Genomic DNA, 24917 nt, shown 5'->3' with positions numbered 1-24917 from the left:
TCAGACGTCTTACTTGTATCGGTAGACGATCCGCCCACGACTCAGGTCGTAGGGGCTCAGTTCCACGACTACCCGGTCGTCGGGCAGGATCCGGATGTAGTGCATCCGCATCCGTCCGCTGATGTGGGCCAGGACCTTATGGCCGTTGTCAAGCTGCACCCGGAACATAGCGTTCGGGAGCGACTCGACCACAGTGCCCTCGATCTCGATGGCGCCGTCTTTTTTGGCCAAAATTCCTCGCGTTTCACTGATCGATCGTCTGAGGCTCCGGTTCACTAAGCAGCCGCGACCTCACGCTTCGAAGAGAGCGGCGACCGGCAACGGGCGCCGACGCGTGATAGTCATAGTGAGCCGAGTAAGGAGTGTACGACACCTGAGACAAAAACGCGAAACGCGTGTCAGGTGTCCTGACACAACCACGAGTCAGCTTACCCCACCCGCGAACCCGTATGAGCCGAGCGGCACAGCGATTCGGGCGGCACAGCGATTCAGGCGGCACAGCGGTTCGGGTGGCACAGCAAAGGCCCACCGGCGAACCGGCGGGCCCTCGCGAGTCAGCACACCCCCTGGGATGACTCCCCCCTGATGTGCCGTGAAGACGCTGATGTGCTTAGAAGACGTCGTGCCAGCCGCCGCAGCCGCTGTTGCGCGAGCCGCCCTCACACACCTGGATCTTGAAGTCCCTCTTGAAGCGGATGCTGTCGAAGTGCCGGCGGTCGTCGGACCGGTACCAGTTGCGGTGGAAGTCGCCGTGCCGGTCGTAGTACTGGAACCACACGTAGCTGTAGTCGCCGTCGTTGTGGTGACGGTCGTACAGGTCGCCGTAGAAGTAGTAGTTGCCCCCGCGCTTCTGCCAGTAGCCCTTGAAGTACGACTCGTGGCCGCCGTTCTCGGAGCCGTTGGAGAAGTACGGGCCGAAGAAGTGCCTCGGGCCGGCCTGGGCGCTCTGCGCCTGGGTGGCGGTCGCGGCGTCGGCCTGGGCCGTGGGAGCGATGGCCAGCGCACCGGCGACCATCGAGCCGGCGAGAGCGGTGCCCGCGAGAAGGTGACGAATACCCACTGTGTCCTCCTGTAAGACGGTTCCCCGTACCGGACCGGGACTGCTCGGGTGAGCCCCTCTGTTGTCCGGCACCGCTTACGTTAGGAAGGACATTCGCCGCCTTCTGCGGACGAATACACACAGTGCACTACTACACACTCACTGACGCTTTTGACCGCCCCCGAAGATGGTGCTGATCAGCAGAATCGCACCCCAGGGACCCATCACCCACAGCGGCCAGGGGTAGATCATGTGCCCGGAGGTGACGCTCACGATCAGCCAGATCACCCAGTTGATCGAGCTCGCCGCGGCCCACGCGCTCCAGGCCGCGCGCATTCCCGAGTGCATGCCGCTCTTGGGCGCCGGGGTGGGCTCGGTCAGCTTGGCGGGCGGGTTGCGCAGGTCCACGTCCGGCAGGTCCGCGGTCAGCCGGGCCAACTCGCCATAGGTCTTGCTCTGGTAGAGCTGTTCGAGCCGCTCGTTGAACTCGTCCATCGTGATGCGGCCCTGCGCGGTGTGCTCCCGGAGCACGCCGGCCACCCGATCTCTGTCGACGTCCGAGGCACGCATCTCGGGGCTCTGCGCCATACCCACCACTCCCGGCTCGTCTACGGCTGCGCCAAGCGCTCTTCGCCCCCATCGAGGGCGGTTAGCACCCAAGGACCATTATGTGTCACCGCGACGCTGTGTTCGAAGTGTGCGGATTGCTTCCCGTCGATCGTCACGACGGTCCAATCGTCGGCCAGTACGCGCGTGCGCTCCGTGCCCAGGTTGACCATGGGCTCGATCGCCAGGCACATCCCGGCCTCCAGCACGGGTCCCCTGCCGGGACGGCCGTGGTTGGCGATCCACGGGTCCATGTGCATCTCGGTGCCGATGCCGTGGCCGCCGTACTCGGGCGGGATGCCGAAGCGGCCCTGCGACTTGATGTAGCGCTCCACCTCGTACCCGATGTCCGACAGGTGGCGGCCGACGGTCAGCGCGGCGATGCCGCGCCACATCGACTCCTCGGTGATCCGCATGAGCTCGGTGAGCTTCGGGTCCACCTCCCCCACCGGCACCGTGACCGCCGAGTCGCCGTGCCAGCCGTCGAGGATGGCGCCGCAGTCGATGGAGATGACGTCGCCTTCGCGCAGCGCGCGGGCGCTCGTCGGGATGCCGTGGACGACTTCTTCGTTGACCGAGGCGCAGATCGTGGCGGGAAACCCCTGATAGCCCTTGAACGACGGGATGGCGCCCTCATCCCTGATCGCCTTCTCCGCGATGGCGTCGAGGTCCAGGGGTGTCATCCCCGGCTCGACGGAGCGCTTCAACAGATCGAGCGTTCGCCCGACCACCAGACCGGCCGCCCGCATCTTGTCGAGCTGCTCGGGCGTCTTGATCTGGATTCCATGCCGGTTCTTCTTGAACACGTGTGGCACCCCCCCGGGGTCTCAACGGGCAGATGTGGGAGCCCAATTCCCTCACAATAGCCGCGAGGTGGCACGGAAATCCGTGCCACCTCCGCAGTCGGCCATCGGGCTTACCCCATGAAAGGGCGGATGGCCTCCATGGCCCGCTGGGTGACCTCCTCGACCGGACCGGTCGCGTCGACACCCACGAGGATGCCCTCGTCCGCGTAGTAGGACACCAGCGGCGCCGTCTGCTCCTGGTAGACCTCCAGGCGATGCCTGACCGTCTCCTCTTTGTCGTCGTCACGCTGGAACAGCGTGCCGCCGCAGGCGTCGCACCGGTCGTCCTTCTTGTCATCGAACTCGACGTGCCAGATGCGACCGCACTGGCTGCAGGTGCGGCGGCCGGCCAGCCGCCTGACCACCTCGTCGTCGTCAACTACCAGCTCCAGGACCAGGTCGAGCGCCTGGCCCCACTCCTTCAGCATGTCGCGCAGGATCTCGGCCTGAGCGACGTTCCTGGGGAAGCCGTCGAGCAGGAAGCCGTCCTGCGCGTCGTCCTCGGCGAGACGGTCGCGGACCATGGCGATGGTGACCTTGTCGGGCACCAGGTCGCCGCGGTCCATGAACGTCTTGGCGAGCTTGCCGAGCTCCGTGCCCCCGGAGACGTTGGCACGGAAGATGTCACCTGTCGAGATCTTCGGGATGGACAGGTTCGACGCGATGTACTGGGCCTGTGTCCCCTTACCCGCTCCGGGGGGCCCGACCAGAACGAGACGCACTACCGCAGGAAGCCTTCGTAATTACGCTGCTGCAACTGGCTCTCGATCTGCTTGACCGTGTCCAGGCCGACGCCAACCATGATCAGAATGCTCGTCCCTCCGAACGGGAAGTTCTGGCTCGCTCCGGCCACCGCGAGCGCGACGATCGGGATCATGGCGATCAGACCCAGATAGAGCGCGCCGGGGGCGGTCAGGCGGGTGAGCACAAAACTCAGGTAACCAGCCGTCGGCCGTCCCGGGCGGATGCCCGGAATGAACCCACCGTACTTCTTCATGTTGTCAGCCACTTCAGTGGGGTTGAAGGTGATGGACACGTAGAAGTAGGTGAAGAACACGATCAGGACGAAGAACGTGATCATGTAGATGGGCGTGTCGCCCTTGGTGAGGTTCGCGGAGATCCACTGCACGACCGCGTTGGGGTTCTCCGCGTTGGCGAACAGCGAGGTCAGCAGCTGCGGCAGATAGAGCAGCGAGGACGCGAAGATGACCGGGATGATGCCGGCCTGGTTGACCTTCAGCGGGATGTAGGTGGACGTGCCGCCGTACATCCTGCGGCCGACCATCCGCTTGGCGTACTGCACCGGAATGCGGCGCTGCGCCTGCTCGACGAAGACCACGGCGGCGATCATGAAGACGCCTACCACCATGACGACGGCGAAGGTGAACTTGTTGGCCTGGAAGATGCTGGCCAGCTCGGACGGGAAGACCGCGACGACCTGCGTGAAGATGAGGATCGACATGCCGTTGCCCACACCACGGTCGGTGATGAGCTCGCCCAGCCACATGATGACCGAGGTGCCGGCCGTCATGATGACGACCATCGTGACGATCATGAAGATGTTGTCGGGGTCGAGCAGGACGTCCTTGTCACAGCCCTGGAAGAGCTGCCCGGAGCGCGCCAGCGCGATGAACGCCGTCGACTGCAGGATGCCCAGACCGATCGTCAGATAACGCGTATATTGTGTGATCTTCGTCTGACCGGCCTGCCCCTCCTTCTTGAGGGCTTCAAGGCGTGGGATCACGACGACGAGAAGTTGGAGAATGATGCTGGCGGTGATGTACGGCATGATGCCCAGTGCGAACACCGACAGCTTCAGGAGCGCGCCGCCGCTGAACAGCTGCACCATCCCGTAGATATTGCCGTTTTCACCGTTGCGGACCTGATCAAAACAGGACGCAAGGTTCTGGACGTGAACTCCCGGAGTCGGAAGAACCGAGCCGAGTCGGAACAGCGCGATGATGCCCAGAGTGAAGAGCAACTTCTTGCGCAGATCCGGCGTCCGGAACGCCCGGGTAAACGCGGTCAGCACGGTCCCTCCTGCGCGCCTATAAGGCGGTGTGAGTATGCGATGGTGCGGGGATCTGCCATCAGAAGTCTCATGTCAAAACGAGCCGGACAGAATCCTGCCGTCTCGCGAACTCTAACGCACTACGGGCGTGGGGGCCCATGGTCAGAGCCCCCACGCCTCGTAATAGCTCTTACAGCTCGGTAACGGAACCCCCAGCAGCGGCGATTTTCTCCTTCGCGGAAGACGAGAAGGCATGCGCCCGCACGTTCACCGCGACCGAGATCTCGCCGGTGCCGAGCACCTTCACCAGCTGGTTCTTGCGGACAGCACCCTTGGCGACCAGCGTCTCGACGGTGACCTCGCCACCCTCGGGGAACAGCTCGCCGAGCCTGTCCAGGTTGACGACCTGGTAGGTCGTCTTGAACAGCGCGTTGGAGAAGCCCTTGAGCTTCGGCAGACGCCTCTGCAGCGGCACCTGGCCACCCTCGAAACCGAGGGGGACCGTCGTACGGGCGTGGCTGCCCTTGGTGCCGCGACCGGCCGTCTTACCCTTGGACGCCTCGCCGCGACCCTTGCGGATCTTGGACTTGTTGGCGCCGGGGGCCGGACGCAGGTCGTGAATCTTGAGCGGAGCCTTGTCAGTCATGACTAGTCGACCTCTTCCACCTCGACGAGGTGCGTCACCACGGAGACCATGCCGCGAATCTCGGGCCGGTCCTCCTTGACGACGACATCGCCGATTCGCTTCAGGCCAAGCGAACGCAGCGAGTCACGCTGGTTCTGCTTGCCACCGATCTTCGAGCGAACCTGAGTGATCTTCAGGCGTGCCATGACTAGCTCACCGCCTTGGCGGCCGCCGCTTCGGCGATGCCTTCGCGCTGAGCCTTCAGCATCCGGGCCGGAGCGACGTCCTCGATCGGCAGACCACGGCGGGCGGCGATCTCCTCGGGCCGGGAAAGACCCTTCAGAGCCGCCACCGTGGCGTGCACGATGTTGATGGGGTTGTCCGAGCCGAGCGACTTGGACAGGACGTCGTGGATGCCGGCGCACTCCAGAACGGCGCGCACCGGGCCACCGGCGATGACGCCGGTACCGGCGGAAGCCGGACGCAGGAAGACGACACCGGCCGCCTCCTCACCCTGCACGGTGTGCGGGATGGTGCCCTGGATCCTCGGGACCTTGAAGAAGTGCTTCTTGGCCTCTTCGACGCCCTTGGCGATGGCCGCGGGGACTTCCTTGGCCTTGCCATAGCCGACGCCGACCAGGCCGTTGCCGTCACCGACGACGACGAGGGCGGTGAAGCTGAAGCGACGACCACCCTTCACGACCTTGGCCACTCGGTTGATCTTCACTACGCGCTCGATGTACGAGACGCCCTTGTCGGCGGCGCCACCGCGGCGATCGTCACGACGGTCCCGCCGCTCGCCACCGGTGCCGCCACCGCGACGCGGAGCTGCAGCCATCAGTGGTTCCTCATCTCAGTTGCCATATCAGAACTCGAGCCCACCTTCGCGGGCGCTGTCCGCCAGAGCGGCGATGCGCCCGGCGTAGCGGTTGCCACCGCGGTCGAACACGACCGCCGTGATCCCGGCTTCCTTGGCCCGCTGAGCGAGGAGCTCGCCGACCTTCTTGGCCTTCTCGGTTTTGTCAGCCTCGAGCGTGCGCAGCGCGGAGTCCATGGTGGACGCGCTCACCAGCGTGTGGCCGACGGAGTCGTCCACGATCTGCACGAACAGGTGACGAGTCGAACGGTTGACGACCAAGCGCGGACGCGCGGCCGTACCGACGACGTTCTTGCGGACGCGGCGGTGACGGCGGGCCCGCGAGACGGTGCGGGCAGCCGTGTGCTTGCCGAACGCAGTCTTCGGAGCCATGCCTACTTACCAGCCTTTCCGACCTTGCGGCGGATCTGTTCGCCCTGGTAACGCACGCCCTTGCCCTTGTACGGGTCAGGCTTGCGCAACTTGCGGATGTTGGCCGCGACCTCGCCGACCTTCTGCTTGTCGATGCCGTCCACGTGGAACAGGGTCGGCTTCTCGACGCGGAAGGTGACGCCCTCGGGGGCGTCGACGATGACCGGGTGACTGAAGCCCAGTGCGAACTCCAGCTGCGCCGGGCCCTTGGCCTGAACGCGGTAACCGACGCCGACGATCTCCAAGGTCTTGGAGTAGCCCTGCGTGACGCCCTGCACCATGTTGGCGATCAGCGTCCGCGACAGGCCGTGCAGCGCACGGACCTTGTTCTCGTCGTTGGGCCGGGTGACGGCGATAGCGCCGTCGTCATCGCGACCCACCTTGATGGGATCCGCGACTGTATGAGAAAGCGTGCCCTTCGGGCCCTTGACCTGGACATCCTGGCCGCTGATCGCGATGTCAACGCCGCTCGGCACAGGGATGGGCAGCCGTCCGATTCTCGACATGCTGTGTTCCTCCCCTCTACCAGACGTAGGCGAGGACTTCCCCGCCCACGCCACGCTTGCCGGCCTGCTTGTCGGTCATGAGACCGGCGGACGTCGAGATGATCGCGACACCCAGCCCTCCCAGAACGCGAGGCAGGTTGTCCTTCTTCGCATACACCCGCAGACCGGGCTTCGACACCCGGCGCAGCCCCGCGAGCGACCGCTCACGGGTAGGCCCGAACTTGAGCTCCACCACGAGGTTCTTGCCAACCTTGGCGTCTTCGACGGTCCAAGCCTGGATGTAACCCTCCTGCTGGAGGATCTCGGCGATGTGCGCCTTGATCTTCGAATACGGCATGGTCACGCTGTCGTGATACGCCGAGTTCGCATTACGCAGACGCGTCAGCATGTCTGCGATCGGGTCGGTCATCGTCATGGCCAGTGGCCTTCCTCGCCGCGGTTTCCAGTCGGTGAAGCGGAGCTCTACCGGTGGACCTTCGGCGCGGTCATGGGCGCTCTCTAGGAGAGCACCCGGTTTGACAGGTTCAACATATGTACGGCGAGCAGCCCCCACGGGGGCGACACGTGGCCGCCCCCAAGGGTAACTACCAGCTGGACTTGGTGATGCCGGGCAGCTCGCCCCGGTGCGCCATCTCACGGAAGCACACACGGCAGAGCCCGAACTTGCGGTAGACGGCGCGGGGCCGGCCACAACGCGTGCAACGGGTGTACGCCCGGACTTCGAACTTCTGCTTACGCCCTGCCTTGGCGATCAGCGACTTCTTCGCCATGATCAGGCCTCCTTGAAGGGGAACCCGAGGAGCTTCAGCAGCGCCCGGCCCTGGTCGTCGGTCTTCGCGGTGGTCACGACCGTGATGTCCATGCCCCGCGGCCGGTCGACCTTGTCCTGGTCGACCTCGTGGAACATGACCTGCTCGGTCAGACCGAACGTGTAGTTGCCGTTGCCGTCGAACTGCTTGGGCGACAGGCCACGGAAGTCCCTGATGCGGGGCAGCGCCAGCGACAGCAGCCTGTCGAGGAACTCCCACATCCGGTCGCCGCGGAGCGTGACGTGCGCGCCGATCGGCATGCCCTCGCGCAGCTTGAACTGGGCGATGGACTTGCGCGCCCGGACGACGGCCGGCTTCTGGCCGGTGATCACGGTGAGGTCGCGCACAGCGCCCTCGATGAGCTTCGAGTCGCGAGCCGCCTCGCCGACACCCATGTTGACCTTGATCTTCACCAGGCCGGGGATCTGCATGACGTTCTCGATGCCGAAGTCCTCGCGAAGCTTGGCCGCGATCTCCTCGCGGTACTTCGTCTTGAGGCGCGGCGTCGGACGCTCGGTCTCAGTGGTCGTGGCAGTCATCAGCTGTCCTCACCCGTCTCGTCGGCCTTGTCCTCGGCCTTCTTGTCGGCGGGCTTGTCCTCGCGCTTCTCGTCCTTGAGCTTCTTCACGTTGCTCACGTGGATGGGAGCCTCCATGGTCTGCACGCCGCCGGTCTTGGCGCCACGCGGGCCCTGGTGGGTCTCCTTGGTGTGCTTCTTGATCATGTTGACGCCCTCGACCACCACGCGGTCTTCCCGCGGGAGGGTGGCGATGACATGACCCTTGGCACCCTTGTCCTTGCCGGTGATGACCTGGACGAGGTCACCCTTCTTCACATGCAGCTTCGGCATTACAGCACCTCCGGCGCGAGCGAGATGATGCGCATGAACTTCTTGTCGCGCAGCTCACGGCCCACCGGGCCGAAGATACGGGTGCCACGAGGGTCACCGCTGTCCTTGATGATGACGGCGGCGTTCTCGTCGAAGCGGATGTAGGAGCCGTCCGGCCGGCGGCGCTCCTTGGCCGTGCGGACGATGACGGCCTTGACCACGTCGCCCTTCTTGACGCCGGTGCTACCGGGCAGGGCATCCTTGACGGTGGCGACGATCACGTCGCCGATACCGGCGTAGCGTCGGCCCGAGCCACCGAGAACGCGGATGCAAAGAATCTCCTTGGCACCCGTGTTGTCGGCGACCTTGAGCCGCGACTCCTGCTGGATCACTGTTTTCTCCTGATTAGTCGCGCCGGTTCTCGTTACCGAGCCTGGCGGAACTCGTATGGTCTTGTTCCTCCGGCTACAGCCCCTGAGTGCCCTCCGAAAGCCCAGGGGCTTCGGGTGGCTCTGGAGCCGCACCGCAGGCGACGCGAGGCCGGAGCCTCGCGTCCTTGGACACCGTCATGGGGGCTTGGCGGCCCCCACGAGGCGCGTTATATCCGAGAAGCCGTTAGGTTACTTGGCCTTCTCAAGGATCTCCACGACCCTCCACCGCTTGGTGGCGGAGAGGGGGCGGGTCTCCATCAGCAGCACGCGGTCGCCGACGCCACAGGCGTTGGCCTCGTCGTGCGCCTTGTACTTGGTCGTACGGCGGATGACCTTGCCGTACAGCCGGTGCTTGACCCGGTCCTCGACGGCGACGACGACGGTCTTGTCCATCTTGTCGCTGACGACCAGGCCCTCACGGACCTTGCGGAAGTTCCGCGCGTCGTCGTTCGTCTCGGTGGTCTCTGTGGTCTCGGTCTCAGCCATCGCTCGTCTCCTTCTCGACCGTGATGATGCCAAGCTCGCGCTCGCGCATCACGGTGTAGATACGGGCGATCTCGCGGCGGACGGCGCGCAGCCGCCCGTGGCTCTCCAACTGTCCGGTCGCTGCCTGGAAGCGGAGGTTGAACAGCTCCTCCTTGGCTTCCTTGAGCTTCTGGACCAGGGTGTCCTCGTCCTCGACTCGCAGCTCGCCGGCGGTCAGGCCCTTAGCCATCACGCCTCACCAACTTCACGCTTAACGATCTTGCACTTCATGGGCAGCTTGTGGATCGCGCGAGTGAGCGCCTCGCGGGCAACCGACTCGGCGACACCGGAAAGCTCGAACATGACGCGACCCGGCTTGACGTTGGCGATCCACCACTCGGGCGAACCCTTACCGGAACCCATGCGGGTCTCAGCCGGCTTCTTGGTCAGCGGGCGGTCGGGGTAGATGTTGATCCACACCTTTCCACCACGCTTGATGTGACGGGTCATCGCAATACGAGCCGACTCGATCTGGCGGTTGGTCACGTAGGAGTGCTCAACAGCCTGGATGCCGAACTCGCCGAACACGACCCTGGTGCCACCCTTGGCGGCGCCACTGCGGTCGGGCCGGTGCTGCTTGCGGTGCTTGACCCTGCGCGGGATCAGCATGGTCAGCTCCCTTCAGCACCCGGCTGCGCAGCCGGGCCGGTCTCGGGGGCAGCCTGTGAGGCCGCCTCAGTCCTGGGGGCACGGTCGCCACGACCGCCACCGCGACGGGCGCCACCGGCGCCACCACGGCGCGGACGGTCGCCGCCGCCACCGCCGCCACCGCGACGGTCGTCACGCTCGCGACGCTGGCCGGCACGGGCGCCGGCAGCCGCCGCCTCGCGCTCGGCGCGGCTCGTGGGCGCCTCGCCCTTGTAGATCCACACCTTCACGCCGATGCGGCCGAAGGTGGTGCGGGCCTCGTAGAAGCCGTAGTCGATGTCCGCGCGGAGCGTGTGCAGCGGCACGCGACCCTCGCGGTAGAACTCCGACCTCGACATCTCGGCGCCGCCAAGACGACCGGAGCACTGCACCCGGATGCCCTTGGCGCCGCTCTTCATGGCCGACTGCATCGCCTTGCGCATGGCGCGGCGGAACGAGACACGGCTGGAGAGCTGCTCGGCGACACCCTGCGCGACGAGCTGGGCGTCGATCTCGGGGTTCTTCACCTCGAGGATGTTGAGCTGAACCTGCTTCTTGGTCAGCTTCTCCAGGTCGCCACGGATCCGGTCGGCCTCCGCGCCGCGACGGCCGATGACGATGCCCGGCCGGGCGGTGTGGATGTCGACCTGGACGCGGTCGGTCGTGCGCTCGATCTCCACCTTGGAGATACCGGCCCGCTCCATGCCCTTCTGCAGCATGCGACGGATCGACACGTCCTCGGCGACGTACGACTTGTACAGCTTGTCGGCGTACCACCGGCTCTTGAAGTCGGTCGTGATGCCGAGGCGGAACCCGTGCGGGTTAACCTTCTGGCCCACTATCGGGTCCTTCCCTTCGGCTCGCGGGACTCCACGATCACGGTGATGTGGCTCGTCCGCTTGTTGATCCGATAGGCACGACCCTGGGCACGCGGACGGAACCGCTTCAGCGTCGGGCCCTCGTCGACCCACGCCCGGCTCACGAAGAGCGTCTGGGGGTCGAGATCGAAGTTGTGCTCTGCATTTGCCATGGCGCTCGAGAGCACCTTGTAGATCGGCTCGCTCGCCGACTGGGGAGCGAACTGCAGCACGGCCTGCGCCTCCGAAGCGGGCAGCCCGCGAATAAGGTCCACCACACGGCGGGCCTTGAGGGGCGTGACGCGGACGAACCGCGCCTGAGCCCTGGCTTCCATCGCTTACTCCTCTTACTGCTTCTGAAGGCGTCTATCGCCGGCTGCGGCGGTCTTCCTTGACGTGGCTGCGGAAGGTGCGCGTCGGGGCGAACTCTCCCAGCTTGTGGCCGATCATCGACTCGGTGACGAACACCGGGACGTGCTTGCGGCCATCGTGTACGGCGATCGTGTGCCCGAGCATGTCAGGCACGATCATGGAGCGCCGCGACCACGTCTTGATGACGGTCTTGGTGCCCTTCTCGTTCTGGACATCCACCTTCTTGGCGAGGTGGCCGTCCACGAAGGGACCCTTCTTAAGGCTACGTGGCATATCGGCTGCTCCTACCGCTTCTTCCTCTTGCTCCGGCGGCGGATGATCAGCCGGTCGCTGGACTTGTTGGCCTGGCGGGTGCGGCCCTCGGGCTTGCCCTTCGGGTTCACCGGGTGGCGACCACCGGAGGTCTTACCCTCACCACCACCGTGCGGGTGGTCAACGGGGTTCATGGCGACACCACGGACGGTCGGGCGCTTGCCCTTCCACCGCATACGGCCGGCCTTGCCCCAGTTGATGTTGGCCTGCTCGGCGTTACCGACCTGACCCACCGACGCCCGGCAGCGCACGTCGACCATGCGCATTTCGCCGGACGGCATACGCAGCGTGGCGTACTGGCCTTCCTTGGCGAGCAGCTGGATCTGAGCGCCCGCGGAGCGGCCGAGCTTGGCGCCGCCGCCCGGACGGAGCTCCACCGCGTGGATGAAGGTACCCGTCGGGATGTTGCGCAGCGGCAGGCAGTTGCCCGGCTTGATGTCGGCCCCGGCGCCGTTCTCGATGCGGTCGCCCTGCTTGAGGCCGGTCGGCGCGATGATGTAGCGCTTCTCGCCGTCGGCGTAGTGCAGCAGAGCGATGTTGGCGGTGCGGTTGGGGTCGTACTCGATGTGAGCGACCTTCGCCGGGATGCCGTCCTTGTCATGCCTACGGAAGTCAATGATCCGGTAGGCGCGCTTGTGACCGCCGCCTTGGTGGCGCGCGGTGACCCGGCCGTGTACGTTGCGGCCGCCCTTGCCATGAAGGGGCGCAAGCAACGACTTCTCGGGCGTGCTGCGGGTGATCTCGGAGAAGTCCGAGACACTCGAGCCGCGGCGACCCGGAGTCGTCGGCTTGTACTTACGGATGCCCATCTTTTTCGTTCATCCTTCGTCGGTTACATGGGTGAGCCCGCCGCACGGACGTGCGACGGTCTCGACCCCTGGCAGGCCGTACGGCCCGCCTACTTCTATGGCTGCTAGCCGATCTGACCGAAGATGTCGATCCGATCGCCCTCGACCAGGCTCACAATCGCGCGCTTGGTGTCGGGACGCTTGCCGAAACCGGTGCGGGTGCGCTTGCGCTTGCCCTGCCGGTTGATCGTGTTCACGCTGGTGACCTTGACCCCGAAGATCTGCTCAACGGCGATCTTGACCTGGGTCTTGTTCGCGGTCTTCTTCACCAGGAACGTGTACTTGTTGTTCTCATCGATCAGGCCGTAGCTCTTCTCAGAGACGACCGGCTTGATGATGACGTCGCGCGGGTCGGCGATCTTCTCCATCAGGCGTCTGCCCCTTCACTCGAATTGGCCGACCCTGCCGACAAACGCGCCACGACCTGGTCGTACGCCTCCTGGGTGAAGACCACGTCGTCGTGGCAGAGCACGTCGTAGGTGTTGAGCTGCCCGGAGTCCAGCAGGTGGACCTCGGGAGCGTTGCGCAGGCTCAGCCAGGTCAGCTCGTCGGCCTCGTCGACGACGAGGAGGACGGTCCTGGACTGGGTGATCTTACGCAGGGCCTCCAGAGCCGCCTTGGTCTTCGGCGTCTCGCCGGTGACCAGGCCACTCACCACGTGCACGCGACCGCCGCCGGCCCGGTCCGACAGGGCGCCACGCAGGGCGGCGACCTTCATCTTCTTGGGCGTCCGCTGCGAGTAGTCGCGCGGCACCGGGCCGTGGACGACGCCACCACCGGTGAACTGCGGCGCGCGGGTCGAGCCCTGACGGGCGCGACCGGTGCCCTTCTGGCGGTACGGCTTCTTGCCGCCGCCCCTGACCTCACCACGAGTCTTGGCCTTGTGGGTGCCCTGCCGGCGAGCGGCGAGCTGGGCCACGACCACCTGATGGATCAGCGGAATGTTGACCTTGGCGCCGAAGATGTCTTCGGGCAGGTCGACGGTGCCGGCCTTGCTACCGCTGGCGTCGAGGACGTCAATGCTGGTCACTTGGCAGCCCCCTTCTTAGCAGCGGTACGGACGAGGACCAGGCTGCCGTTGGCGCCGGGGATCGCACCCTTGATCAGGATGAGACCGTTCTCGACGTCGATGGCGTGAACCTTGAGGCTCTGCACGGTGGTGCGGACGTTACCCATCCGACCAGCCATGCGCAGACCCTTGAATACGCGGCCCGGGGTGGCGCAGCCACCGATGGAACCCGGCGAGCGGTGCTTGCGCTGCGTACCGTGCGACGCGCCCAGACCCTTGAAGCCGTGCCGCTTCATGACACCGGCGAAGCCCTTGCCCTTGCTCTTGCCCGTCACATCGACGAACTGGCCGGCCTCGAAGGTATCGGCCAGCAGCTCCTGGCCCAGGGTGTAGTCGCTCGCGTCGTCGGTGCGGATCTCCGCGAAGTAACGGCGCGGGGTGATGTCGTGCTTACGCAGGTAGTCGCCGAGCGGCTTGTTGACCTTCCGCGGGTCGACCTGTCCGAAGCCGAGCTGAACAGCGGAATAGCCATCCTTGTCGGCGGTGCGGACCCTGGTCACCACGCACGGACCGGCCTCCACCACGGTCACCGGAACCATCCGGTTGTCCGCGTCGAAGACCTGGGTCATGCCGAGCTTCTTGCCCAGGACGCCCTTGATCGTCTTAGCCATGTCAGTGCGTTCCCTCAGAGCTTGATCGAAATGTCGACGCCCGCGGGGAGGTCGAGCCGCATGAGCGAGTCGACGGTCTTGGGCGTCGGGTCGATGATGTCAATCAGCCGCTTGTGCGTGCGCATCTCAAAGTGCTCGCGGCTGTCCTTGTACTTGTGCGGCGAGCGGATGACGCAGTACACGTTCTTCTCGGTCGGCAGCGGCACCGGGCCCGCGACCTTCGCGCCAGTCCGCGTCACCGTCTCGACGATCTTCTTGGCCGAGCTGTCGATGACCTCGTGGTCATAGGCCTTAAGCCGGATGCGGATCTTTTGTCCCGCCATAGTGGCCTCGGTGTCCTTCGCTGTCGTCTGAAAAAGTATCGTGCGGCCTGTTGCCGCTGTTCGTGCGGGTCGAACCCGCACGGCCCCACGTGACAGACGTTGTCGATCTGCCGTTTTCTTCCGTGATCCGGCAGTTACTTCGGTCACTCCGAAGCCACTGCGAGATCACGGCTTTCCCGTGGAGCCTGAGGGCGGAAGCCGTAGGGACTCCTGCCCTCGTGGCGCGGCGGTCGGCCTTCTTCCGAGGGCCGACCGCCGCCCCGCGATCGTACTACTTGATGATCTTGACGACCCGGCCGGCGCCGACGGTGCGGCCACCCTCACGGATCGCGAACTTCAGACCGTCCTCCATGGCGATGGGCTGGATCAGCTCAACGCGCATTTCGGTGTTGTCGCCCGGCATGACCATCTCGGTGCCCTCGGGGAGGTGCACGACACCGGTCACGTCAGTCGTACGGAAGTAGAACTGCGGGCGGTAGTTGTTGAAGAACGGCGTGTGGCGGCCGCCCTCGTCCTTCGACAGAATGTAGACCTGGCCGTCGAACTCGGTGTGCGGGGTGGTCGTGCCCGGCTTGATGATGCACTGGCCGCGCTCGACGTCGTCGCGCTTGATACCACGGAGCAGCAGCGCGGCGTTGTCGCCCGCGTGACCCTCGTCGAGCATCTTGTTGAACATCTCGATGCTGGTGACGGTGGTGGTCGTCTTCTCGGTCTTGATGCCGATGATGTCGACCTGCTCGTTGATCTTGACGACACCGCGCTCGATACGGCCGGTGACGACCGTGCCACGACCGGTGATCGAGAAGACGTCCTCGACCGGCATGAGGAACGGCTTGTCCGTCTCACGGGGCGGCTCGGGCACGTTCTCGTCGACCGCGTCCATCAGCTCGATGATGCTGTCGGCCCACTTCTGGTCGCCCTCAAGAGCCTTGAGCGCGGAGACGCGGATGACCGGCAGGTCGTCGCCGGGGAACTCCTGAGCGGACAGGAGCTCACGGACCTCGAGCTCGACGAGCTCCAGGATCTCCTCGTCGTCGACCATGTCGGACTTGTTAAGGGCCACGACGATGTAGGGGACGCCGACCTGGCGGGCCAGGAGGACGTGCTCCTTCGTCTGCGGCATCGGGCCGTCAGTGGCGGCGACCACGAGGATCGCACCGTCCATCTGCGCGGCACCGGTGATCATGTTCTTCACGTAGTCGGCGTGACCGGGGCAGTCCACGTGGGCGTAGTGGCGCTTCTCGGTCTGGTACTCGACGTGCGCGATGGAGATCGTAATTCCGCGGGCCTTCTCCTCGGGCGCCTTGTCGATCTTGTCGAACGGCGTCGCCTTGTTCAGCTCGGGGAAACGGTCGTGAAGCACCTTGGTGATCGCCGCGGTGAGCGTGGTCTTACCGTGGTCGATGTGCCCAATGGTGCCGATGTTCATGTGCGGCTTGTTCCGCTCGAACTTGGCCTTGCCCACTGGTTCTCTCCTTGAGAATCTGTCTGACTTTCGTCTACACACTCGGGCCCGGGTGATCCCGAACCCCTAAGCGGTGAGGCGGCTCGCACCGCCCCACCAGAGGCCGAAGCCCCTTAACGGCTGGGCGAAGCCCGGCCGGGGGTCCCGGGACTATTCGCCCCGGGCCTTCGCGACGATCTCCTTGGCGATGCCCGGGGGCACCTCCGAGTAGGAGTCGAACTGCATGCTGTAGCTCGCGCGCCCCTGCGTCTTGCTACGCAGGTCGCCCACGTAGCCGAACATCTCAGAAAGCGGTACGAGCGCCGAGACGACACGGGCGCCTGCCCGCTCGTCCATCGCCTGGATCTGTCCGCGGCGACCGTTGAGGTCACCGATGACGTCACCCATGTAGTCCTCGGGCGTGGTGACCTCGACGGCCATCATCGGCTCGAGGAGTACAGCATCGGCCTTGCGAGCGGCCTCCTTGAAGGCCATCGAGCCGGCGATCTTGAAGGCCATTTCCGAGGAGTCGACGTCGTGCGCGGCACCGTCGATGAGCGTCACCTTCACGCCCACCATCGGGTAGCCGGCCAGCACGCCGAACTCGGCGGCCTCCTGAGCACCCGCGTCGACCGAGGGGATGTACTCCCTCGGGACACGGCCACCGGTGACCTTGTTCTCGAACTCGTAGCCGTCGTTGCCTTCGCCCAGCGGCTCGAGCTTGATGATGACCCGCGCGAACTGGCCGGACCCACCCGTCTGCTTCTTGTGGGTGTAGTCGACCTTGTCCACCGTGCGGCGGATGGTCTCGCGGTAGGCCACCTGCGGACGACCGACGTTGGCCTCGACCTTGAACTCGCGACGCATACGGTCGACGAGGATCTCCAGGTGAAGCTCGCCCATGCCCCAGATGACCGTCTGGCCGGTCTCCTCGTCACGACGGACCTGGAAGGACGGGTCCTCCTCGGCCAGCCGCTGGATCGCGGTCGACAGCTTCTCCTGGTCGCCCTTGGTCTTGGGCTCGATCGCGACGTTGATGACCGGAGCCGGGAACGTCATCGACTCGAGCACGACCTGGTTGGCCGGGTCGGACAGGGTGTCGCCGGTCGTGGTGTCCTTGAGACCCATGACCGCGACGATCTGACCGGCGGAGGCAACCGGGCGCTCTTCACGCTTGTTAGCGTGCATCTGGTAGATCTTGCCGATCCGCTCCTTCTTGCCCTTCACCGAGTTCACGACCTGTGAACCCGCCTCGAGCGTGCCGGAGTAGATGCGGATGTAGGTGATCTTGCCCAGGTGCGGGTCGCTCGCGATCTTGAAAGCGAGAGCGGAGAACGGCTCGGTCGGGTCCGCGTGACGTACGACGACCTTCTCCTCGTTGCCGACCGCGTGGCCCTCGAAGGCCGGGATGTCGGTCGGCGCGGGGAGGTAGGCGACCACCGCGTCGAGCAGGGGCTGAACGCCCTTGTTCTTGAACGCGGTGCCGGTGAGAACCGGGTTGATGGCGCTGGACAGCGTCGCGCGGCGGATGGCCGCGACCAGCTGCTCCTCGGTGGGCTCGATGGCCTCGAGGAAGAGCTCCATCATCTCGTCGTCGTTCTCGGCGACGGTCTCGACGAGCTTGTCACGCCACTCGCGAGCTGCTTCGGCGTGGTCGGCCGGGATGTCGACGACGTCGTACATCTCGCCCTTGGCCGCGTCCTCGCTCCAGAGCAGGCCCTTCATCTTCACCAGGTCGATGACGCCGCGGAAGCCGGCCTCGACGCCCCAGGGAAGCTGGATGACCGCGGGAGTCGCGGCAAGACGGGTGACCATCATGTCGACGCAGCGGTGGAACTCCGCGCCGACCCGGTCCATCTTGTTCACGAAGCAGATGCGGGGGACGTTGTAGCGGTCGGCCTGACGCCACACCGTCTCTGACTGCGGCTCGACGCCCGCGACACCGTCGAACACGGTGACCGCACCGTCGAGGACACGAAGGTTGCGCTCGACCTCGATGGTGAAGTCGACGTGGCCCGGGGTGTCGATCAGGTTGATCGTGTGACCGGCCCACTCGCAGGTCGTCGCGGCAGACGTGATCGTGATGCCACGCTCCTGCTCCTGCTCCATCCAGTCCATGGTGGCTGCGCCGTCGTGGACTTCACCGATCTTGTAGTTGATGCCGGTGTAGAACAGGATGCGCTCAGTCGTGGTGGTCTTACCCGCGTCAATATGGGCGATGATCCCGATGTTTCGGACCTTCGCCAGGTCAAGGGCGGTCGTTGCGGCCACTTCTCTCGCGTCCTCGTCGTCTCGTCGAACCCGCCGGGGTTACCAGCGGTAGTGGGCGAAGGCCTTGTTGGACTCGGCCATCTTGTGGGTGTCCTCGCGCTTCTTGACGCTCGCCCCGAGGCCGTTGCTGGCGTCGAGGAGCTCGTTCATGAGGCGCTCGGTCATGGTCTTCTCGCGGCGGGCGCGGGAGTACTGCACCAGCCAGCGCAGGGCCAGGGTCGTGCTGCGCGCGGCGCGCACCTCGACCGGCACCTGGTAGGTCGCGCCACCAACGCGACGGCTGCGGACCTCGAGGGTCGGCTTGACGTTGTCAAGCGCGCGCTTCAGGGTGACGACCGGGTCGTTGCCCGTCTTGTCCCTGCAGCCCTCAAGGGCGCCGTACACGATCGACTGCGCGATGGAACGCTTGCCGTCCAGGAGCACCTTGTTGATCAGAGCGGTGACCAGGGGCGAGCTGTAAACCGGGTCAGACATGAGCTGACGGCGGCCGGGAGAACCCTTGCGAGGCATAGTTAGCTCTTCTCCCTCTTCGCGCCGTACTTGCTGCGAGCCTGCTTACGGTTGCGGACACCCTGGGTGTCCAGCGAACCGCGAATGATCTTGTAGCGGACACCCGGCAGGTCCTTCACACGACCGCCGCGCACGAGCACGATGGAGTGCTCCTGCAGGTTGTGGCCCACACCCGGGATGTACGCCGTGACCTCGATGCCGTTGGTGAGCCGCACACGGGCCACCTTGCGCAGTGCCGAGTTGGGCTTCTTGGGGGTCGTGGTGTAAACGCGCTGGCAAACACCTCGCCGCTGCGGATTCGCCCTTAGGGCAGGAGTCTTGGTCTTGGCGACCTTGTCCTGCCGGCCCTTGCGGACCAACTGCTGAATAGTGGGCACTGCCACTCCGTTCGTGCCTTGGCCGGTAATACGTCTGTTGTTCATTCGCAGGTTCTGCCGGTGTCATGACCTGCTGGTTTTCCCCGTCTCGGCGCCCCCGCGCTCGGGCGTGTCGCGCACTTCGCACAGACACATCCGAGGGGACTTCGAGCCAGGAAGCCGTCCGGCGCTCCCAAATATGAGCGCACAGCCGAGAGCCCGCTAACGACGGGCACGATGCTCTAGACTACCCAGGCCCACGCGACACGTCAAAGCAGCGCGACAAAGCGGACAACGCTTCTGCCACTACTGCCGGTCGCTGGGCCTCTTCGATGCATGCCCGGCTACTGCTCCGCGCCTATCATATCCGGCCCGGGGAGTGTTTGGTCGCGGTTCCCCTGGACGCCGCGCGCGGCGCTGCATCGGCGCACCGGCCCCTGGGCCGTCCGGGCAGTCCCCGGCACACCCTCCCACCACCCGAACGGCCCAGAGGGCGCACGTAGCGGCGCACAGTCCTATCTGTCGGTAAAAAGCACCGCGCCCGGATCGCAGCGATCCGGGCGCGGTGCTTCAAAGAGCGACTAGCGGTTGTACTGACCGAAGTCGTACTCCTCCAGCGGAACGGCCTCGCCGCTACCGGTGCCGAAGGTGTAGTCGGCCGCGGAACCGTCGTATCCACCAACGGTGTACATGGCCGCCTTGGCCTCTTCGGTCGGCTCGACCCGGATGTTGCGGTACTGGGGCATGCCCGTACCGGCCGGGATGAGCTTACCGATGATGACGTTCTCCTTCAGGCCCAGGAGCGAGTCGGACTTGGCGTGGATCGCCGCGTCCGTCAGGACCCTGGTCGTCTCCTGGAAGGAGGCCGCCGACAGCCACGACTCGGTGGCGAGCGACGCCTTCGTGATGCCCATGAGCACCGGACGGCCGGCGGCAGGAGCGCCACCCTCCGCCACCGTCTCGCGGTTCATCTGCTCGAAGCGCGGGCGCTCGACGAGCTCGCCGGGCAGCAGGTCGGTCTCGCCGGACTCCAGCACGTTCACGCGCTTGAGCATCTGCCGCACGATGATCTCGATGTGCTTGTCGTGGATCGACACACCCTGCGAGCGGTAGACCTGCTGGACCTCCGCCACCAGGTGCAGCTGCACGGCCCGCGGGCCGAGGATGCGCAGCACCTCGTTGGGGTTGACCGCACCGGCGACCAGCTGCTGGCCGACCGTCACACGCTGGCCGTCGGAGACCTGCAGGCGCGAACGCATCGAGACCGGGTAGGCGATCTCCTCCGAACCGTCGTCCGGAGTGATGACGAGCTTGCGCGACTTGTCGGTCTCGTCGATGCGGACCCTGCCCTCGGCCTCGGAGATCGGGGCGACACCCTTGGGGATGCGCGCCTCGAAGAGCTCCTGGACACGGGGCAGACCGTGGGTGATGTCCGCGCCCGCCACACCACCGGTGTGGAAGGTACGCATCGTCAGCTGCGTGCCCGGCTCGCCGATCGACTGGGCGGCGATGATGCCGACCGCCTCGCCGACGTCGACGAGCTTGCCGGTCGCCAGCGAGCGGCCGTAGCAGGTCGCGCAGACGCCGATCTTGGCCTCGCAGACGAGCGCGCTGCGCGTGCGGACGGTCTCGATGCCGGCCTCGACCAGCGCGGTGACGTGGATGTCGTTGATGTCGACACCCGCCGCCACGACGACCTTGCCGTCGACCTCGACGTCCTCGGCCAGGATGCGGCCGTGCACGTTGGACTCGGCGTTCTCCGCCTTGACCAGGTTGCCCGAAGAGTCCCGCTCGCCGACGTGCAGCGGGACCGCGCGGTCGGTGCCGCAGTCGATCTCACGCACGATGACGTCCTGCGCGACGTCCACCAGACGACGGGTCAGGTAACCCGAGTCGGCGGTACGCAGGGCGGTGTCGGCCAGACCCTTCCGCTGTCCGTGGGTGGAGATGAAGTACTCCAGCACCGACAGGCCCTCGCGGAAGGAGGCCTTGATCGGACGCGGGATCGTCTCACCCTTGGTGTTGGACACCAGGCCACGGATACCGGCGATCTGACGCACCTGCATCTTGTTGCCTCGGGCACCGGAGTTGACCATCATCCAGACCGGGTTGGTCGCCGGGAAGGCGTTGACCATGTCGGTCTCGACGTCGGCCGTGGCGTGCGTCCAGATCTCGATGAGCTCCTGACGGCGCTCCTCGTCGGTGATCAGGCCGCGCTCGTACTCGCGCTGAACCTTGTCGGCCCGGCGCTCGTAGTTCTCCATGATGTCGGCCTTGTTCGGCGGCGCGACGACGTCGTCGATCGAGATCGTGACGCCGGAACGGGTCGCCCAGCGGAAGCCGGCGTCCTTGAGCGCGTCGAGCGAGTTGGCCACGTCGACCTTGGGGTAGGTCTCGGCCAGCTCGTTCACGATCGTGGACAGCTGCTTCTTGCCGACCTGGAAGTTGACGAACGGGTAGCTCGCCGGGAGCGTCTGGTTGAACAGGCACCGGCCGAACGTCGTCTCCAGGCGGATCGGGTCACCCTGCTCCCAGCCCTCCGGCGCGACCCACTCACGGGGCGGCAGGACGTCCTTGAGCCTGATCTGGATCTTCGCCTGAATATCCAGCTCGTGGCGGTCGAAGGCCATCTGGGCCTCGGCGATCGAGCCGAAGACCCGGCCCTCACCCGTGGCGCCGTCCTTGTGGGTGGTCAGCCAGTAGAGGCCGATGACCATGTCCTGGGTGGGCATCGTCACGGGCTTGCCGTCGGCCGGCTTGAGGATGTTGTTGGTCGAGAGCATCAGGATGCGGGCCTCGGCCTGGGCCTCAGCCGACAGCGGCAGGTGCACGGCCATCTGGTCGCCGTCGAAGTCCGCGTTGAACGCGGTGCAGACGAGCGGGTGGATCTGGATGGCCTTGCCCTCGACCAGCTGCGGCTCGAACGCCTGGATGCCCAGGCGGTGGAGCGTCGGAGCGCGGTTGAGCAGCACGGGGTGCTCGGTGATGACCTCTTCGAGCACGTCCCACACGACCGGACGCGCCCGCTCGACCATCCGCTTGGCCGACTTGATGTTCTGGGCGTGGTTGAGATCGACCAGCCTCTTCATCACGAATGGCTTGAACAGCTCCAGCGCCATCTGCTTGGGCAGACCGCACTGGTGCAGCTTGAGCTGCGGGCCGACGACGATGACCGAACGGCCGGAGTAGTCGACTCGCTTGCCCAGCAGGTTCTGGCGGAAGCGGCCCTGCTTGCCCTTCAGCATGTCGCTGAGGGACTTGAGCGGACGGTTACCGGGACCGGTGACCGGGCGACCGCGACGGCCGTTGTCGAACAGCGCGTCGACGGCCTCCTGGAGCATCCGCTTCTCGTTGTTCACGATGATCTCGGGGGCACCGAGGTCGAGCAGACGCTTGAGGCGGTTGTTCCGGTTGATGACCCGGCGGTACAGGTCGTTCAGGTCGGAGGTCGCGAACCGGCCACCGTCGAGCTGCACCATCGGGCGCAGGTCCGGCGGGATGACCGGAATGCAGTCGAGCACCATGCCGCGCGGCGAGTTGGTGGTGTTGAGGAACGCCGACACGACCTTGAGCCGCTTGAGCGCGCGGGCCTTCTTCTGGCCCTTGCCGCTGCGGATCGTCTCGCGCAGGTTCTCAGACTCGACGTCGAGGTCGAAGCTGATCAGACGGTCCTGGATCGCCTGCGCGCCCATGCCGCCCTTGAAGTAGCGGCCGAAGCGGTCGCGCATCTCGCGGTAGAGCAGCTCGTCGCCCTCAAGGTCCTGGACCTTGAGGTTCTTGAAGCGGCTCCAGACCTCGTCGAGCCGGTCCAGCTCGCGCTGGGCCCGGTCGCGAAGCTGACGCATCTCGCGCTCGGCGCCCTCACGAACCTTGCGGCGCTGGTCGCCCTTGGCGCCCGCGGCCTCAAGCTCGCCCAGGTCGCCTTCGAGCTTCTTCTGCCTGGCCTCGACGTCGGCGTCACGGCGCTGCTCGATGTGCTGCCGCTCGACGGAGATCTTCGCCTCCAGCGACGGCAGGTCACGCTCACGCATCTCGGTGTCGACATGCGTGATCATGTACGCCGCGAAGTAGATGACCTTCTCCAGGTCCTTCGGGGCGAGGTCGAGCAGGTAGCCAAGGCGCGACGGGACGCCCTTGAAGTACCAGATGTGCGTGACGGGCGCGGCCAGCTCGATGTGGCCCATCCGCTCACGACGCACCTTGGCGCGAGTCACCTCGACGCCACAGCGCTCACAGATGATGCCCTTGAACCGGACGCGCTTGTACTTGCCGCAGTAGCACTCCCAGTCGCGGGTCGGACCGAAGATCTTCTCGCAGAAGAGTCCGTCCTTTTCCGGCTTGAGGGTGCGGTAGTTGATGGTCTCTGGCTTCTTCACCTCGCCGTGCGACCACTGGCGGATGTCGTCGGCCGTCGCGAGGCCGATCCTGAGCTCGTCGAAGAAGTTGACGTCTAGCATTTTGTGCGATCTCCCCCTCAGACTTCTTCCACGCTGCTCGGCTCACGCCGGGACAGATCGATGCCGAGCTCTTCCGCGGCGCGGAAGACGTCCTCGTCGGTGTCACGCATCTCGATGGACATGCCGTCGCTGGAGAGCACCTCGACATTCAGGCACAGCGACTGCATTTCCTTGATGAGGACCTTGAAGGACTCGGGGATTCCCGGCTCGGGGATGTTCTCGCCCTTGACGATCGCCTCGTAGACCTTCACGCGGCCCAAGACGTCGTCGGACTTGATCGTCAGCAGCTCCTGGAGGGCATAGGCGGCGCCGTAGGCCTCCAGAGCCCACACCTCCATCTCACCGAAGCGCTGGCCACCGAACTGGGCCTTACCGCCGAGCGGCTGCTGGGTGATCATGGAGTACGGGCCGGTCGAACGTGCGTGGATCTTGTCGTCGACCAGGTGGAGCAGCTTGAGGATGTAGATGTAGCCGACCGAGATCGGGTACGGGAACGGCTCGCCGGAGCGGCCGTCGAACAGCTTGGCCTTACCGCTCTGCTGGACCATGCGGTCCCCGTCGCGGTTGGCGATGGTGTTGTCGAGCAGCCCGACGATTTCTTCCTCGTGGGCGCCGTCGAAGACCGGGGTGGCCATGTTGGTGCGCGGGGCCACCTTCTCGAAGCCCTTGTCACGCAGGCGCTCGGCCCAGGCCTCCTGGACGCCGGAGATGTCCCAGCCGCGGGCGGCGATCCAGCCGAGGTGGGTCTCCAGCACCTGGCCGACGTTCATCCGGCCGGGCACGCCCAGCGGGTTGAGGATGATGTCGACCGGGGTGCCGTCCTCCAGGAACGGCATGTCCTCCACCGGGAGGATCTTGGAGATGACGCCCTTGTTGCCGTGCCGGCCGGCCAGCTTGTCGCCGTCGGTGATCTTCCGCTTCTGGGCCACGTAGACGCGGACCAGTTCGTTGACGCCGGGCGGCAGCTCGTCGCCCTCCTCGCGGGAGAAGACGCGGACGCCGATGACTTTGCCCTGCTCGCCGTGCGGCACCTTCAGCGAGGTGTCGCGGACTTCGCGGGCCTTCTCACCGAAGATCGCGCGCAGCAGCCGCTCTTCCGGGGTCAGCTCGGTCTCGCCCTTCGGGGTGACCTTGCCGACCAGGATGTCGCCGGGTACGACCTCGGCGCCGATGCGGATGATGCCGCGCTCGTCGAGGTCGGCCAGGACCTCTTCGGAGACGTTCGGGATGTCCCGGGTGATCTCTTCTGGGCCCAGCTTGGTGTCACGGGCGTCGACCTCGTGCTCCTCGATGTGAATCGAGGACAGGACGTCGTCCTGGACCAGCCGCTGGGACAGGATGATCGC

32 protein-coding genes and 1 pseudogene are annotated in these 24917 nt (G+C 65.7%); all 33 read right to left on the bottom strand.

The window, feature by feature from the left end; translation table 11 throughout:
* Positions 1-9 precede the first annotated feature (9 nt).
* On the bottom strand, positions 10-231 hold the full coding sequence (gene infA, locus ACIBO2_RS55880; protein WP_012887858.1) for a translation initiation factor IF-1: 222 nt from the start codon (positions 229-231) through the stop codon (positions 10-12).
* A gap of 379 nt (positions 232-610) precedes the next feature.
* Positions 611-1060: a hypothetical protein gene (locus ACIBO2_RS55875; protein WP_358553080.1), complete on the bottom strand. Its 450-nt coding sequence runs from the start codon at positions 1058-1060 to the stop codon at positions 611-613.
* A 138-nt stretch (positions 1061-1198) separates the two neighbouring features.
* Positions 1199-1627 (bottom strand): DUF1707 domain-containing protein, encoded by a 429-nt coding sequence (locus ACIBO2_RS55870; RefSeq protein WP_357948180.1) that lies wholly within the window; start codon positions 1625-1627, stop codon positions 1199-1201.
* A gap of 20 nt (positions 1628-1647) precedes the next feature.
* The gene (gene map, locus ACIBO2_RS55865) at positions 1648-2451 is read right to left on the bottom strand and encodes a type I methionyl aminopeptidase (protein WP_357948177.1); all 804 of its coding nucleotides are present in this window, start codon (positions 2449-2451) and stop codon (positions 1648-1650) included.
* Positions 2452-2561: 110 nt separating this feature from the next.
* Positions 2562-3212 (bottom strand): adenylate kinase, encoded by a 651-nt coding sequence (locus ACIBO2_RS55860; RefSeq protein ID WP_225293929.1) that lies wholly within the window; start codon positions 3210-3212, stop codon positions 2562-2564.
* Positions 3212-4522 carry a preprotein translocase subunit SecY gene (gene secY, locus ACIBO2_RS55855; RefSeq protein WP_225293931.1) on the bottom strand — a complete coding sequence of 437 codons (1311 nt, stop codon included), beginning with the start codon at positions 4520-4522 and terminating at the stop codon, positions 3212-3214. Before secY ends, ACIBO2_RS55860 begins: the two co-directional genes overlap by 1 nt.
* 169 nt (positions 4523-4691) lie before the next feature.
* The gene (gene rplO, locus ACIBO2_RS55850; protein WP_358553082.1) at positions 4692-5147 is read right to left on the bottom strand and encodes a 50S ribosomal protein L15; all 456 of its coding nucleotides are present in this window, start codon (positions 5145-5147) and stop codon (positions 4692-4694) included.
* Positions 5148-5149: 2 nt separating this feature from the next.
* Entirely contained in the window at positions 5150-5332 is a 183-nt protein-coding gene (rpmD, locus tag ACIBO2_RS55845) for a 50S ribosomal protein L30 (protein WP_080043226.1), read from the bottom strand.
* 2 nt (positions 5333-5334) lie between these two features.
* Positions 5335-5964: a 30S ribosomal protein S5 gene (gene rpsE, locus ACIBO2_RS55840; RefSeq protein ID WP_049572667.1), complete on the bottom strand. Its 630-nt coding sequence runs from the start codon at positions 5962-5964 to the stop codon at positions 5335-5337.
* A 27-nt stretch (positions 5965-5991) separates the two neighbouring features.
* On the bottom strand, positions 5992-6375 hold the full coding sequence (rplR, locus tag ACIBO2_RS55835; RefSeq protein WP_225293936.1) for a 50S ribosomal protein L18: 384 nt from the start codon (positions 6373-6375) through the stop codon (positions 5992-5994).
* A 2-nt stretch (positions 6376-6377) separates the two neighbouring features.
* Positions 6378-6920, bottom strand: a complete 543-nt coding sequence (gene rplF / locus ACIBO2_RS55830; RefSeq protein ID WP_358553084.1) for a 50S ribosomal protein L6 — start codon at positions 6918-6920, stop codon at positions 6378-6380.
* 16 nt (positions 6921-6936) lie between these two features.
* Positions 6937-7335 (bottom strand): 30S ribosomal protein S8, encoded by a 399-nt coding sequence (gene rpsH, locus ACIBO2_RS55825; protein ID WP_192789898.1) that lies wholly within the window; start codon positions 7333-7335, stop codon positions 6937-6939.
* 169 nt (positions 7336-7504) lie between these two features.
* On the bottom strand, positions 7505-7690 hold the full coding sequence (locus ACIBO2_RS55820) for a type Z 30S ribosomal protein S14 (RefSeq protein WP_090769707.1): 186 nt from the start codon (positions 7688-7690) through the stop codon (positions 7505-7507).
* Between the two features lie 2 nt (positions 7691-7692).
* Complete coding sequence (rplE, locus tag ACIBO2_RS55815; RefSeq protein WP_225293940.1) at positions 7693-8268, bottom strand: 50S ribosomal protein L5; 576 nt, start codon at positions 8266-8268, stop codon at positions 7693-7695.
* The gene (gene rplX, locus ACIBO2_RS55810; RefSeq protein ID WP_225293984.1) at positions 8268-8570 is read right to left on the bottom strand and encodes a 50S ribosomal protein L24; all 303 of its coding nucleotides are present in this window, start codon (positions 8568-8570) and stop codon (positions 8268-8270) included. The genes rplE and rplX overlap by 1 nt, the downstream gene beginning before the upstream one ends.
* 8 nt (positions 8571-8578) lie before the next feature.
* The gene (rplN, locus tag ACIBO2_RS55805; RefSeq protein ID WP_225293942.1) at positions 8579-8950 is read right to left on the bottom strand and encodes a 50S ribosomal protein L14; all 372 of its coding nucleotides are present in this window, start codon (positions 8948-8950) and stop codon (positions 8579-8581) included.
* A 228-nt stretch (positions 8951-9178) separates the two neighbouring features.
* Positions 9179-9475, bottom strand: coding sequence for a 30S ribosomal protein S17 (rpsQ, locus tag ACIBO2_RS55800; protein WP_219539595.1), 297 nt, complete (start codon positions 9473-9475; stop codon positions 9179-9181).
* Entirely contained in the window at positions 9468-9704 is a 237-nt protein-coding gene (rpmC, locus tag ACIBO2_RS55795) for a 50S ribosomal protein L29 (RefSeq protein ID WP_214633180.1), read from the bottom strand. The genes rpsQ and rpmC overlap by 8 nt, the downstream gene beginning before the upstream one ends.
* A complete protein-coding gene (gene rplP / locus ACIBO2_RS55790) occupies positions 9704-10123 on the bottom strand; it encodes a 50S ribosomal protein L16 (protein WP_219539596.1) in 420 nt (139 codons plus the stop codon). Before rplP ends, rpmC begins: the two co-directional genes overlap by 1 nt.
* Positions 10124-10125: 2 nt before the next feature.
* On the bottom strand, positions 10126-10980 hold the full coding sequence (gene rpsC / locus ACIBO2_RS55785) for a 30S ribosomal protein S3 (protein ID WP_357948170.1): 855 nt from the start codon (positions 10978-10980) through the stop codon (positions 10126-10128).
* Positions 10980-11333: a 50S ribosomal protein L22 gene (gene rplV / locus ACIBO2_RS55780; protein WP_219539598.1), complete on the bottom strand. Its 354-nt coding sequence runs from the start codon at positions 11331-11333 to the stop codon at positions 10980-10982. Before rplV ends, rpsC begins: the two co-directional genes overlap by 1 nt.
* 31 nt (positions 11334-11364) lie before the next feature.
* Positions 11365-11643, bottom strand: coding sequence for a 30S ribosomal protein S19 (gene rpsS, locus ACIBO2_RS55775; protein WP_357650645.1), 279 nt, complete (start codon positions 11641-11643; stop codon positions 11365-11367).
* An 11-nt stretch (positions 11644-11654) separates the two neighbouring features.
* Entirely contained in the window at positions 11655-12491 is an 837-nt protein-coding gene (gene rplB, locus ACIBO2_RS55770; protein ID WP_225293948.1) for a 50S ribosomal protein L2, read from the bottom strand.
* Between the two features lie 104 nt (positions 12492-12595).
* Positions 12596-12898, bottom strand: a complete 303-nt coding sequence (gene rplW, locus ACIBO2_RS55765; RefSeq protein ID WP_221519391.1) for a 50S ribosomal protein L23 — start codon at positions 12896-12898, stop codon at positions 12596-12598.
* Positions 12898-13560: a 50S ribosomal protein L4 gene (gene rplD / locus ACIBO2_RS55760; protein ID WP_357948166.1), complete on the bottom strand. Its 663-nt coding sequence runs from the start codon at positions 13558-13560 to the stop codon at positions 12898-12900. Before rplD ends, rplW begins: the two co-directional genes overlap by 1 nt.
* Positions 13557-14210 (bottom strand): 50S ribosomal protein L3, encoded by a 654-nt coding sequence (rplC, locus tag ACIBO2_RS55755; protein ID WP_225293952.1) that lies wholly within the window; start codon positions 14208-14210, stop codon positions 13557-13559. The genes rplD and rplC overlap by 4 nt, the downstream gene beginning before the upstream one ends.
* A gap of 14 nt (positions 14211-14224) precedes the next feature.
* Positions 14225-14533: a 30S ribosomal protein S10 gene (gene rpsJ / locus ACIBO2_RS55750; RefSeq protein ID WP_012887830.1), complete on the bottom strand. Its 309-nt coding sequence runs from the start codon at positions 14531-14533 to the stop codon at positions 14225-14227.
* Between the two features lie 271 nt (positions 14534-14804).
* A complete protein-coding gene (tuf, locus tag ACIBO2_RS55745) occupies positions 14805-15998 on the bottom strand; it encodes an elongation factor Tu (protein WP_358553086.1) in 1194 nt (397 codons plus the stop codon).
* 150 nt (positions 15999-16148) lie between these two features.
* Positions 16149-18248: an elongation factor G gene (fusA, locus tag ACIBO2_RS55740; protein WP_358553088.1), complete on the bottom strand. Its 2100-nt coding sequence runs from the start codon at positions 18246-18248 to the stop codon at positions 16149-16151.
* 39 nt (positions 18249-18287) lie between these two features.
* Positions 18288-18758, bottom strand: coding sequence for a 30S ribosomal protein S7 (gene rpsG, locus ACIBO2_RS55735; RefSeq protein ID WP_138670613.1), 471 nt, complete (start codon positions 18756-18758; stop codon positions 18288-18290).
* 2 nt (positions 18759-18760) lie between these two features.
* Entirely contained in the window at positions 18761-19135 is a 375-nt protein-coding gene (gene rpsL / locus ACIBO2_RS55730) for a 30S ribosomal protein S12 (RefSeq protein ID WP_214633169.1), read from the bottom strand.
* A 560-nt stretch (positions 19136-19695) separates the two neighbouring features.
* The gene (locus tag ACIBO2_RS55725; protein ID WP_397305097.1) at positions 19696-23571 is read right to left on the bottom strand and encodes a DNA-directed RNA polymerase subunit beta'; all 3876 of its coding nucleotides are present in this window, start codon (positions 23569-23571) and stop codon (positions 19696-19698) included.
* Between the two features lie 17 nt (positions 23572-23588).
* Positions 23589-24917: pseudogene (locus ACIBO2_RS55720) on the bottom strand (DNA-directed RNA polymerase subunit beta); the annotation flags it as partial.

The sequence above is a fragment of the Nonomuraea sp. NPDC050022 genome (assembly GCF_044460705.1).
Classification (GTDB): Bacteria; Actinomycetota; Actinomycetes; order Streptosporangiales; family Streptosporangiaceae; genus Nonomuraea.
This window is presented reverse-complemented; position numbering and strand designations above follow the sequence as displayed.